This is a genomic window from Niveibacterium sp. 24ML, assembly GCF_026586805.1.
GTDB lineage: Bacteria > Pseudomonadota > Gammaproteobacteria > Burkholderiales > Rhodocyclaceae > Niveibacterium.
In genome coordinates, this window is record NZ_JAPFHA010000005.1 from 247,323 (window position 1) to 259,251 (window position 11,929).

13 protein-coding genes are annotated in these 11,929 nt (G+C 67.2%); 11 read left to right on the forward strand and 2 right to left on the reverse strand.

The genetic code is table 11. The features are described 5' to 3' along the window. Positions 1 to 42: 42 nt before the first annotated feature. Entirely contained in the window at positions 43 to 573 is a 531-nt protein-coding gene (locus tag OPU71_RS06695) for a bactofilin family protein (protein WP_267726437.1), read from the reverse strand. A 332-nt stretch (positions 574 to 905) separates the two neighbouring features. On the opposite strand from OPU71_RS06695, the gene OPU71_RS06700 reads away from it, so the two are divergent. The 10 genes from OPU71_RS06700 to OPU71_RS06745 all read left to right on the forward strand — a co-directional run bounded on the left by OPU71_RS06700 (position 906) and on the right by OPU71_RS06745 (position 10,558). Beyond that, positions 906 to 2,294 (forward strand): sensor histidine kinase, encoded by a 1,389-nt coding sequence (locus OPU71_RS06700; RefSeq protein WP_267726439.1) that lies wholly within the window; start codon positions 906 to 908, stop codon positions 2,292 to 2,294. Further along, a complete protein-coding gene (locus OPU71_RS06705) occupies positions 2,284 to 2,946 on the forward strand; it encodes a hypothetical protein (protein WP_267726441.1) in 663 nt (220 codons plus the stop codon). The genes OPU71_RS06700 and OPU71_RS06705 overlap by 11 nt, the downstream gene beginning before the upstream one ends. Further along, positions 2,943 to 4,331 (forward strand): sigma 54-interacting transcriptional regulator, encoded by a 1,389-nt coding sequence (locus OPU71_RS06710; protein ID WP_267726443.1) that lies wholly within the window; start codon positions 2,943 to 2,945, stop codon positions 4,329 to 4,331. The genes OPU71_RS06705 and OPU71_RS06710 overlap by 4 nt, the downstream gene beginning before the upstream one ends. Before the next feature lie 234 nt (positions 4,332 to 4,565). After that, positions 4,566 to 4,904 (forward strand): BON domain-containing protein, encoded by a 339-nt coding sequence (locus tag OPU71_RS06715; RefSeq protein ID WP_267726445.1) that lies wholly within the window; start codon positions 4,566 to 4,568, stop codon positions 4,902 to 4,904. Between the two features lie 107 nt (positions 4,905 to 5,011). Beyond that, positions 5,012 to 5,659, forward strand: coding sequence for a hypothetical protein (locus tag OPU71_RS06720; RefSeq protein WP_267726446.1), 648 nt, complete (start codon positions 5,012 to 5,014; stop codon positions 5,657 to 5,659). A gap of 104 nt (positions 5,660 to 5,763) precedes the next feature. Continuing rightward, positions 5,764 to 6,615: a DnaJ domain-containing protein gene (locus tag OPU71_RS06725; RefSeq protein ID WP_267726449.1), complete on the forward strand. Its 852-nt coding sequence runs from the start codon at positions 5,764 to 5,766 to the stop codon at positions 6,613 to 6,615. A 78-nt stretch (positions 6,616 to 6,693) separates the two neighbouring features. Beyond that, positions 6,694 to 7,224, forward strand: coding sequence for a lipocalin family protein (locus OPU71_RS06730; protein ID WP_267726451.1), 531 nt, complete (start codon positions 6,694 to 6,696; stop codon positions 7,222 to 7,224). Further along, positions 7,221 to 7,502, forward strand: coding sequence for a hypothetical protein (locus tag OPU71_RS06735; protein ID WP_267726453.1), 282 nt, complete (start codon positions 7,221 to 7,223; stop codon positions 7,500 to 7,502). Before OPU71_RS06730 ends, OPU71_RS06735 begins: the two co-directional genes overlap by 4 nt. Positions 7,503 to 7,605: 103 nt before the next feature. After that, the gene (locus OPU71_RS06740) at positions 7,606 to 9,270 is read left to right on the forward strand and encodes a hypothetical protein (RefSeq protein WP_267726455.1); all 1,665 of its coding nucleotides are present in this window, start codon (positions 7,606 to 7,608) and stop codon (positions 9,268 to 9,270) included. Between the two features lie 112 nt (positions 9,271 to 9,382). Next, positions 9,383 to 10,558, forward strand: coding sequence for an HD-GYP domain-containing protein (locus OPU71_RS06745; protein WP_267726457.1), 1,176 nt, complete (start codon positions 9,383 to 9,385; stop codon positions 10,556 to 10,558). Between the two features lie 9 nt (positions 10,559 to 10,567). Here the strand turns inward: OPU71_RS06745 and trhA are convergent, their stop codons facing one another. Next, positions 10,568 to 11,212, reverse strand: coding sequence for a PAQR family membrane homeostasis protein TrhA (gene trhA, locus OPU71_RS06750; protein ID WP_267726459.1), 645 nt, complete (start codon positions 11,210 to 11,212; stop codon positions 10,568 to 10,570). Positions 11,213 to 11,510: 298 nt separating this feature from the next. On the opposite strand from trhA, the gene OPU71_RS06755 reads away from it, so the two are divergent. Next, a complete protein-coding gene (locus OPU71_RS06755; RefSeq protein ID WP_267726461.1) occupies positions 11,511 to 11,810 on the forward strand; it encodes a hypothetical protein in 300 nt (99 codons plus the stop codon). Positions 11,811 to 11,929 lie beyond the last annotated feature (119 nt).

Sequence of the window (11,929 nt, forward strand, 5' to 3'; positions counted from 1 at the left end):
GATCCGCGCAACGACAATTTCGGTCGTTTTTGCGGCGGCGCTTCAGGCCAGCAGGGCGGTGATCGAACCCACCTGGGCTGCTCGTTCGCTGCGATCAAGCGCAATCGCGTTGTCGGGCACGCTCACCGGCGCCACATCGCCACTGAGCGTGGCGTCGGCTTCAACCACCAGGCTGCCGTAGCGCACTTTGCCGTGCACCTGTGCACCCGCGCGCAGCTTGAGGCGGCCCGTTACCTGCAGGTCGCCGTCGAAGCGGCCGCTGATGTCGGCGTTATCGACGCGCGCGCAACCGTTGAACAAGCCGCCGGCGGCGATTTCAAGCACGCGGGCGTCGATCGTCGCATCCACCTCGCCTTCGATGCGCAGGCTGTCGCAGTCAAGAATCTTGGCGCCGCTCAAGCGCACGCGTGGCCCGACGATGAGCCGGTTGTCGGCCGCTGGGACGCTGCTGGTGGCGGGGAAGGGCGTGGTCTTGAACTGATCGGCCGCCGCGGGCGCCGGCGTGGCGGGCGGGATGCGGCGAATGCTGCGCGATTCGCGGTGCTGATCGAGGATGCTCGGTTTGGCGCTCATGTCGGGGGTCTCCTGCTTGTCATGGATGCGCGCGCGGCGCAGATGAACCGGCTTTCGCACTAATCATGCCAAGCGCATTTCTGCGGCGTTCCGGCTGGGTTTTCTGCGGTTTTGATCCGGCTGTCAGTGCGCTGGAAGTGTCGGGGGTTTGCGACAGTGAATGTATGGCGGCGCCTTGATTTGCCTGCACTCCTGCCTTGCCGGAGTGTCGTGCAGCGGCGACGGACGGTTGCCCCCTGTTCAAGTCTTTCGCCGCATGGTCTGATCGCGTCCTGCCAATTCCATTGGCATGGCTGCGCAAGCGGTTGTGCCGGCCCCGGATTCCCGCCTTGATGCCACGCGTCTCTTTTCGCCAGGTGCTCCTGATCGCCTTTCTGCTGATCGCGTTTTTGCTCGGCAGTACGGCATGGCGTGGCGTGCAGATGCTCGAAGTGTTTGCGGCCGAAAGCCGCGATGCCGCCGCCCATGCGGTGCAGCTCACCTCGGCGATCCAGCTGGTGGGGGAGCGTACGGTCGATATGGAGCGCAGCGCACGCCAGTACCGCGTGCTCAACGATGCCGCCCTACGCGAACGCTTCGTCATCGCCCGTGACGAGGCCAGCAGCGCGCTCGCGCCGCTGCGCCCCCAGCTTGGTGACCGCGTTGCCGACTGGCTGGGCGCCGCTGCGGCGGTTGAGGCAGAGTTGGGCAATTCGGCCCTCGGCCCCCTGCTTGAAGCGCTGGCGAATCTGGGGCGGGTGAATGAACGCCTGGCACTGGCATCGCAACAGGCGCTGGAGCATAAAAACCAGGCGCTGCTGGCGGCGCTTGATGCCAACCGCGCGCGCCTGGGCTTGCAGGTGACGGCGGCGGTTGCCGGCAGTGTCGTACTGGCGCTGATCTTCGGCGTCTGGCTGGTGCGCCCGCTGGGGCGCCTTGAGCGCAGCATCGAAGACCTCGGCGCCAACCGTTTCGATTCGCCAGTGGACATCCGTGGCCCGGCGGACTTGCGCCGGGTGGGCCGGCGGCTCGACTGGCTGCGCCAGCGCCTCGCGGATCTGGAGGCCGATCGCCAGCGCGTGCTGCGCCATGTCTCGCACGAGTTGAAGACGCCGCTCGCCTCGCTCCACGAAGGCATCGCCCTGCTTGAAGACGGCGTGGTCGGGCCGCTGCATGCCGACCAGGTGGAGGTGGTGAAGATCCTTGCCGAAAGCAGCAATGTGCTGCAAAGCCGGATCGAAGCGCTGCTGGGCTACAACGCCGCGGCCTTCGATGCGCGCCGGCTTGATTGTGGCCGCGTGTCCCTGCGTGACGTGCTTGATCGCGTGATCCGCGAACAGGCCCTGCAATGCCAGGCGCGCGCGGTCAGCGTGGCGCATGAGGGCGCCGATCTGAGCATTGTTGCCGATGCCGAGAAACTGGCCATCGTGTTTGGCAACCTGCTTTCCAACGCGGTGCGCTTCAGCCCGCAGGGCGGCACGGTGCGCTTCGTACTCACCCGCAGCGAACAGGGCGTGAGTGTCGATTGCATCGACGAGGGGCCGGGGGTTGCGCACGCCGACCGGGCGCGGATCTTCGACCCCTTCTACCAGGGCAGCCGGCAACCCGATGGCGCTCGCGGCGGCAGCGGGATCGGCCTTTCCATCGTGCGCGAAATGGTCAACGCACACGGCGGCCGCATTGCCCTGCTACCCAGCGGCAGTGGCGCGCACTTCAGGGTGGAGTTGCCCCATGAAGCTTAGGGAAGGGCTGAACAAGTGGCTGCGACGGCGCATCGCTGCGTTACGGCGTGCTCACCTCCGCGCCTATCCATCAGCTATGTCTTGGTCGCTGCGCGCGCCGCGTCTTGCGCTGCATCCGTCTCGCTCACTGATGCAGACCTTCCTCAGGCGGCTGATCGCCCTGGCCGGACTGGCCGCGGTGCTGCAAGGCTGCGCGGTGCAGCCCGCGCAGCCCGACTTGCCGCCGCGCGCGCAGCCGGTTGACGACAACCCGACCCGCACCGCGCTGGCGTTTCACGCCGCCAGCCAGAAACCGGGTGGGCCACAGGCGCCTGCTCGCCCGCAAACCCCCTTGCAGCAAGTGCAATTGGCGCTGCAACTGGGTGGCCCGAACAATGCCGATCTGCCGCGCGCGATGGCCCTGCTGGAGAGCGTGCTGCGCAGCGATGCGCCGCAGGCCCAGCAGTTGCACCCGCTGGCACGCCTGCTGCATGAGCAATACAACGCCCGCCAGCGCGCCGATGCGGCCGCCGAGCGGGCCAGTGCAAGCGCGCGCGATGCCCAGCGGCGCGCCGATGCGCTGCAAGACAAACTGGACGCGCTCGCCGAAATCGAGCGCAGCCTGCCCACCCGCCCGGCGCGTCCGGGCACCCGCAAGGAGACGGCGCGATGAGCCTGCGAGCCCTTACCCAGCCCCATGAAACGACGCGCGTGGCGAACCTGCTGCTGGTCGACGACGATACCGATCTGCTGCGCCTGCTCTCGATGCGCCTGTCGGCCAACGGCTACCGTGTCACCACCGCGGTCTCGGCCGAAGCCGCGCTCGCGCGCCTCTCGGTGGAACGGCCCGATCTGGTGATCAGCGACGTGCGCCTCCCCGACCGCGACGGCCTTGCGCTGTTCGGTGACATCCAGCGCAGCCACCCTTCCCTGCCGGTGATCCTGCTGACCGCGCACGGCACCATCCCGGATGCGGTCGATGCGATGTCGCGCGGCATCTTTGGCTACCTGACCAAGCCCTTCGAGAGCCGCGTTCTGCTGGAGAAGGTGGCGCAAGCCCTGTCCCTGGGCGCAGCCTCGGAAGCGGGGCCGGGCCAGAGCGACGCGAGCTGGCGTGCCGAAATCGTCAGCCGCAGCAACCGGATGGCCGAAGTGCTGGAAGAGGCGCGCATGGTGGCCGCATCGGACGCCAGCATCCTGATCCGCGGCGAAAGCGGCACCGGCAAGGAACTGCTCGCCCGCGCAATCCACCGCGCCAGCCCGCGTGCGGCGGCGCCGTTCATTGCGATCAACTGCGGCGCGATACCGGAACAGTTGCTCGAATCCGAACTCTTTGGCCATGTCAAAGGCGCGTTCTCTGGCGCCATCGCCACCCACAACGGCCTTTTCCAGGCGGCCGACGGCGGCACCCTGTTCCTCGACGAGATCGGCGACATGCCGCCGGCGCTGCAGGTCAAGCTGCTGCGCGTGCTGCAGGAACGCGCGGTGCGCCCGGTCGGGGCCACCCGCTCGGTGCCGATCGACGTGCGTATCGTCTCGGCGACACACCGCAACCTGGATACCGCAATGGCCGAAGGCCAGTTCCGCGAAGACCTGTTCTACCGCCTTAACGTGGTCTCGCTGCTGCTGCCGCCGCTGGCCGACCGGCGTGAGGACATCCCGCTGCTGGCCGCGCAGTTCCTGCGCCAGTTGGCGACCAAGTACCGCAAGGCGCTGAGTGGGTTCGCGCCGGAAGCGATGGAGGCGCTCGCCACCGCCGCGTGGCCGGGCAATGTGCGGCAGCTCTACAACGTGGTCGAGCAAGTCAGCGCGCTGGCGACCGCGCCGCTGATTCCTGCATCGCTGGTGCAGCGCGCCTTGCGCGTGCGCAGCATGGAGGCCCTGACCTACGCCGAGGCCAAGCAGCGTTTCGAGCGCAACTACCTCACCCAATTGCTCAAGCTGACCGACGGCAACGTGTCGGACGCCGCGCGGCTGGCCGACCGCAACCGCACCGAGTTCTACCGCCTGCTGCAGCGGCATGAACTGACGCCCGCGATGTTCCGCACCACTGCCTGAGGCGTCGCGCGTGCCCGACGCGGCAAACGGCCGGCGTGGCGGCCGCTCGCCCGCTTCGCCGGTGGTAGCGTCGTGCTGACGCGACCTTGCGTGGCTTCAGCGGCGCCCTGGATGCCCGCGCTTGGGGTCAAAGGCCTTGCAGGCGGGGGCGTTCGGCAAGGTGGCATGGCCATTGCGATAGGGGCTTGCGGCGCCTTGCGCTGCAGCTGTTTACCCCAAGCAAAGGAGTTCTTCATGCACTACGCAAAACCGATTGCCACGCTGATGGCCACCTCAGCCATCGCCCTCGGGCTCACCACCGTGCTGCAGGCGGCCGAAACGGCCGCCAACGACGCGACGATCAGCGCGCCCAGCGCGAAGGATGCGCAGCTTCGCGACCAGGTCAGTGCGGCCCTCAAGGCGGACCCCGGCCTGGCCGAGTCGCGCATTGCCGTCGATGCCGCTGCAGGCGTTGTCACCCTTCGCGGTGAGCTGCGCGACGAAGCCAGCGTGTCCCGCGCGATGGCGCTCGTTGCCAGCCTCGACGGCGTGAAGCGGGTGGAAAACGGCCTCGAAGTGAGCGCCGGCAAGTAGCGCCCGGATGCCGCCCCGCCGCGGGGCGGCTTTTGCACACTGCAACACGGCGCGCGCGGCGGCGCCGGTAGAATTGCGGCAGCCCTGCCTGTCCCAATCCTGCCATCATGCCGCGCACCCTGTACGACGTACTTCAGTCTCACCCCGGCGCCAGCGAAGCGGAGCTGTGTGCCGCCTGGCAACGGCTGGCCGATCCGCTTGAACGCGAAGGCGGCATCGCTGGCTCGGCCGCCACCCACCTCAACGAGATCAATGCCGCGTGGGCGGTGCTGGGCAATCCGGCTTCGCGCGCGGCCTACGACAGCAGCCTGCCCGCCGAAGCCTTCGCGGCGCCATCGCCGATCACCGGCGCCAGCCGCCCCTTGCTGGACTGGCGCATCGGGCGACTGCTGATCCTGATCACCTGCCTCTCGATGATTGCCCTCGTGTGGTCGAGTTGCCGCACACAGGCTTTCATGTCGGCGTCCGAAGGCCAGTCGCGCGCCATCAAAGCGCAGCAACGTGCGATGGAGGCCGAGATGCGCGCGCAGATGGGCCCTGCCGGCGCAAGCGGGGCGAATCGGGCCGAGGCCGATGCACGCGCCGAGATGCAGCGCCGCGACGAAGCGCAGGCGCTTGAGTTTGAGGAAGCGCGCCGCCAGTCCGACCTCAACATGGCGGCCCGCGAGGCCGCGCGCGAACGCCGTGAGCAGGAAGAGGCAGAGCAGCGCAGGCAATGGCGCGAGGAAAGCGGAACGTCGGTCGATGAGGATTGAGTGCGTGGCGACGAGCCCGCTTGATGTGAGCGGCTGCGCGCGGCGCCCCCTTTGTGCAGAATCAGTCCGTTGTCCAACGAGCGACTGCAGCTAAGATTCCTGATATGAAGAAAACGCTCTACAACGTGCTGGGTGTATCGGAGTCGGCCGGGCCGGTGGCGATCCGCGCGGCCTACGACCGCATCGTCGAAGAGTGTGCGCCCGAGCGCGCGCGCCCGGAGAACGCTGAAGACCTTGCGATCCGGCTGGTTGCGGCCCGCGAAGCCTGGTACGTGCTGAGCGACGAGAACCGCCGCGCGGTGTACGACGCCTCGCTCAAGACCGCGCCGCCGCCGCTGACCGAGATGGCGCGGCCTGCCGCGGCGCGGGCGCCGATCAACCCTGACGACGTCATTGCCGCGTATGCCGGTACGGCCCGCGCATCGCAAAACCCGAACCGCGGGCGCTGGTGGATCTGGGCCCTGGTGCTGTTGCTGATCCTCCCAGCCGGCTGGTGGTTCCGCCTTGGCACCGTGGTGGGGTCGCCGGACGACCAGGCGGCGCGTCAACGCGAAGCAGTCGAGCGGATGGAGCGCGAGCAGAGCGACGGGCCAGCGCGTTCGCCGGCCGACCTGGAGCGCGAGCGCCTCGAACGCGAAGCGCGCGAGGCAGAGTGGCAGGCGCGGCGCGATCGCGATGCGGCCGAACGCGCCGAGCGCGAGCGGCAACGCGAACTGGAGCAGGCCCGGCGCGAGGCGGACTACATATCGCGCAATCTTGAGTACAGCCAGAGCCGCACTCAGGAAGAGGAGCGCCGCGCCGCCGAAAAGGCCCGGCGTGACGCCGAACGCGCAAGCCAGGAAGACCGGCGCGAGCGTGAGCGCCTGGCCGCGGCCGCCAAACGCCAGCTTGAGCGCGAAAAGGCTTACCTGCAGCAGCTGGAACAAGACAACCGCGCTTATCGGCCGACGAACTGAGCGGCCGCGAATGGGGCCGGCGCGGAACCTCGCGGCGGCCGTGTTGCCTCACAGGCTTCAATTGCCGATGGAACGCTCATGATCAGCCTTCGCCGCCTTGCCCTGGCGCTCTCGATCCCGCTGCTGTCGCTGGCAGCACCGTTGGTGCGGGCCGCGGATGCGCCGCCCACGGTTGAAACGGTGGACATCCATCGTTATGCCGGCCTGTGGTACGAGATCGCCTCCTTGCCCAACTTCTTCCAGCGCGGGTGTGTGGCGACCACCGCCGAATACACGCTTGGCGAAGGCGGGCGGCTGGGCGTGAAGAACCGCTGCCGCAAGGACACTCTGGACGGCGACTGGAAGCAGAGCGAGGGCCGCGCGCGCGTGGTCGCGCCGGGCAAGCTCAAGGTGAGCTTCTTCTGGCCCTTCGAGGGCGACTACTGGATTCTGGCGCTTGATCCGGACTACCGTTGGGCTCTGGTTGGCGCGCCGGGGCGTGACTACCTGTGGGTGCTGTCCCGCACGCCGCAGATGCCGGAGGCCACCTATGCCGCGATCACGCAGAAGGCCGTGGCACTGGGGTTCGACCTGCGCGAATTGCGGCGCACGCCGCAACCGGCGCCGTGAGCGCGCCGTCTACCGCCGCCCTGCAGCAAACCCTGGCGGCGCTGCGCGAAGACCCGTTGGCGATCGACACCTTCCTGCTGGCCTGGCGGCGCGACGCGCAAGCGCTCTGCGCGCAACTGCCACCGCGCTTTGATGAAGTGCTGCAGGGCTTGCTGACACGGCTGGAATCGAGCCGCCTGTTCGCCGGCGATGCCTGCGCCTTCAGCCGCGACGAGTTGCTCGATACCTTCGCGCTGTGGCTCGACAAGGCCGAGGCACGCCTGGCTGCGCAAACCTGATCCGCGGGCGGCAGATCGACGCCGTCACGCCAGTGGTGCATGCTAGGCGCTCCCGCATCGGCCTTGCGCTGGTGCGCCCGACCCCTGGCATCGGAGCCTCATGATGGCGCAGGCACAAGCGACCCCCGCCGCCCCGCAGATCGTCCGCCACTTCCGCCATGTGCTGCTGTGGCCGCTGCAACTGGAATCGACCGAAGGTGATCTGGTGGGCCGCAAGCCCTGGCGCGCCCTGGACGATCCGCGCTGGCCGCACCCGTGGCGCCGCGTGGCGGACGAATTCACCGACGATCCGAAGGACTTTCACGAGCGGCACTACAAGGAATTTGTTTCCTTCCTGCCCTATGTGCAGCGTTTTCTGTACGGTGACCCGCGCTGCGCCGACGATCTGCCGGATGGCCCGCTCTCGGCGGCGCCGATGCGCGTCTTCCGCCGTGATGACATCAAGACCCTGCGCATCACCATCGGGCAGGACGATGCGCCGGTGTCACTGCAGGTAGCGCATGTCGACCTGTACTTCTTCCTTGAACTGGAACTGGTGCTGCTCAACGTCGAAGTGCATGCCGATGAGCTGCCGCTGAGCACGGCGCAGGAGCTGCTTTACCGCTTCGGGCGCGCCTACCCCTCGGGCTGGGATGAGGACGGGCGTGGCCTGCACAACGTGTACCGTGCGGAGTGGCTGGGCGAGGCGGGCAAGGTGCTGGCCAGCTCGGACAGTGATGATCGTGAGCGCTACCTGGCCTTCGTGTGCCGCAACCGCGCGCCGTGTGTCGGGCTGCACTGGGCCTGGCTGCTGCAACCGCTGGTCTCTGACCATGTGCGCGAGGATGGCCCACTGCGCTACCGGCAGATCGAATACCACCGCATGCCTTTCATGGCCTTCCTTGCGCTGGACGACCCGCGTGCCCTGTCGCGCGAGGACTTCGTGCACCTGGGCCTGATCGGGCATATGCGTCCGGGCGATCCGCTGCCGCGGCGCGACCCCTCGGTGATCGAGTTCGAGCAGCGCTACTGCGACGATCGCTACTGGTCTGATACCGACGAGGGGCCCAACACCCGCTTCCTCAGTTCGAGCCAGTCACTGATCGTTGTGGGCGAGGCGCGCTGCGAGTACTTCAAGGATGCCGAGCGCGGCTTGCTGGCGCAGTTCCGCCACCAGTACTTTCTGCTGTTCCTGATTGCGCATTTCCATCGCGGCGCCTTGCTGGTGTTTTCAGACCGGCTGGCGGCAGCGATCGGCGGGCTCGATATCCGCCGCCTCGACAGCGTGCGGCGCTTCAAACGGCGTATCCGGGCGATCTTCTCCCTGTTTCTGGGCTTCACCCACCGTTACTGGTTCCCGGAGATCTCAGAGCGCGGCCTGGTGCAATCGCTCTTCCGCCGTGCCTCGATCCAGCTTGGCAACGACGAGCTCTACGCGCAGGTGCGGCAACAGGTGGCGGAGATGAATGCCTACCTCGACAGCGACAGCGCACGCCGGCAGTCCAACACCGTGGTGCGGCTCACCGTGGTGACCATCCTCGGCCTGATCGGCACGATCGCGACCGGCTTCCTTGGCATGAACCTGATTGCGGCCGCCGATGCGCCCCTGACTCACCGGATGGCCGCCTTCCTGCTGGTGACCGGTGCGTCCACCGCGCTGACGCTGTTTGCGGTCGCCAAGTCCAAGCGTTTGTCGGACTTCCTCGAAGAGCTGTCGGACGAATCGCTCTCGGTGCGGCAGAAGCTGGTTTCCTTCGTGCGCGCCATGCGCCGACAGCGCGAAAGCTGAAGGCGCAAAAGGCGGGGCGGCGAGGTGCATATTCCGGGGCAGGCTCAAGTGCCGGCGCAATCCGGCCGATAAACGGCTCAACCCCTTCATCGTTTGTTGAAGCAAAGCTTTGATGCGCCCGATCCGCCTTAACCGAAATGCGGTGCACCTGAACGAACCCCTGCCCTGGGACGTGTTCGATGCGGGCGGCACTTTGTTATTGCGGCGCGGCTTCCGCATCCAGTTGCCGGAGCAGATTGACCAGCTGATCGTGCGCGGCGCCTATGTTGCCGACACCGCCTTGCCGGCCTACGCGCCGGCAGCCGCGCGACCGGAGCGCGAACGCAAGACGCCGATCGCGGATCCGGTGGGTGTCTGGCAGCGCACCGAAGGGCGTCTGTCCAAGTTGCTGCACGACTTTGAACGCACGCCCGACTTCGTTGCGCGCATGCGCGAGATTGCGCCGCTGGTGAGCGATTTGTGCGAGCGTGATGCCGACCTCGCGCTGTTCCAGATGATGCGCTGGCACGGCACCAACTACGCGGTGGCGCATGCGGTGCATGCCGCCACGCTGAGCGAACTGATCTCGCGGCGATTGGGATGGCCGCAACACCAGCGCGAAAAGCTGCTGCAAGCCGCCCTCAGCATGAACGTGGGCATGCGCCAGATGCAGACCAGCCTGGCGAGTCAGACCTCGCCGCTGACCGGCGCGCAACGCGAAGTGATCAACCAGCACCCGGTGCGCGGGCTGTGCCTGCTTGAATCGGCCGGGGTTGAGGATCAGGACTGGTTGCGCGCGGTGGCGCTGCACCATCAGCCGCCTGAATCGATGAGCGCGCGCATGCGCCACGGCTCGGCCGCGCAGTTGGCCGAGGTGATCCGCCTGTCAGACATTTTTGGCGCCAAGGTCAGCCCACGCGCAAGCCGGCCCGCGCTCTCGGCCGACCAGGCCTTGCGCGAAACCTTCATCGGCCATGGGGGCTCGGACAACCCGCTGGTGGCGGCGCTGGTACGCGAATTGGGCATCTATCCGCCCGGTACCGGCGTGCGTCTCTCAAGCGGTGAGGTCGGCCTCGTGATGCGGCGCGGCGAACGCGCCAATGAACCCAAGGTGTTCGCCACCCACAATCGGGCTGGGCAGTACTACATGGAGCCGGTGGTGCGCGATACGGCCCGGTCGCAGTTTGCGGTGGTCGGCACGGTGCCGGCCGAACGCTTCCAGCAACTGACGATCAACCCCGCGCGGGTGTTCGGCTATGAAGCGCGCACCCGCCTGCGGCCCTTCGATTCGCTCGAATTCGAGCTCTGAGCAACCGCCCTAGCCGGCGTACCAAAGCACTGCGAAGAAGTGGCAGGTCGAACCCGCCAGCACGAACAGGTGCCACACGAAATGGCCGTAGCGCATCCGCGCATCGAGCGCATAGAAAACCACGCCACCGCTGTAGGCCAGGCCGCCCGCCAAGAGCAGCAGCAAACCGGCGCGTTCCATGTTCGCCACCATTGGCACGGTTGCGATCACGATCAGCCAACCCATCGCAAGGTAGAGCCCGTTGGCGACCCAGGGGTTCGATAGCCGGTCCAGTTGCATCAGCACCAGGCCCAGCGCCGCCATGCCCCAGACCAGGCCGAACAGGGTCCAGCCCAGGGTGCCGTTGAGCACGCCCAGCGTGAAGGGCGTGTAGGTGCCGGCAATCAGCAGGAAGATCGCCGCGTGGTCGAGCTTGCGGAACACCTGCTTGAGCGGACCCTGCGGGATCAGGTGGTAGAGCGACGAGTTCAGATAGGTCAGCACCATGCACAGCGCAAACACCACTGCACCCACCAGGTTGGCGGTGGTGCCGGTGCGTGCGCTCACCGTGATCAGAATCGGCGCCGCGATCAAGGCGCCAACGAGCCCAAGCCCGTGGCTCATCGAATTGGCTATCTCCTCGCCCGGGGTCTGTTGACGTTTTTTGACTTTCATCGGAACGCGATCCTGCATGGATAGGGCTAAAGGTGAAAGATCGTCGTCTGGGGCCAAGGGCCCCTTGCGCAAGATCAGTCGCGGCGCTTGCGCCAGTTCCGTGCGCGCGATTGCTGCGTCGCACCAATCTGGCGGTGTGGAGAATGCTGCCACGCCTGCGTCGTTTGTGCTTGGAGCGCTGGCGCAGCGCAAAAAAGCCCAACAAAACAAAGAGATGGCGAGGCTCGGTGCCGCAGTGCGCGAACTGGCACGGCTCCTGCGTTGAGGAGCTTGCCCCAACCCCAGCAGGAGCAAAACCATGAAAACGACCCCCACGTTTCTGATTGCCGCTCTCCTCGCCGCGTCCGCTGTGTCAGCTCACGCGGCCGACTTTTCCCCCTTGAAGCCCAGTGAGTCGATCAGCGTGATCGCAGACAAGGCGCAGGCCTTGGGTGATGCGGTGTGGCTGGCTGCAACGCGCTCTGCCGATCCGGCGCTGCCGCGCACCACCCCTAACGCAGCCGCGACGGTGCCTGAGTCGCAGGGCCGCGATACCTACCTCATGCTGCTCGCCGGTCTGGGCGTCATCGCCGCCATGTCGCGCCGCCGCCTGCGCTGACTACACCTCGCATCGCAAGGCAGATAACGCCGCCCAAAGGGCCAATGCCAGTCAGTTAACCGCTGTCTGGCATTTTTTTCGTCGGAAATTTGTGTGCTCGGTTCTTGACGACTCTGGGG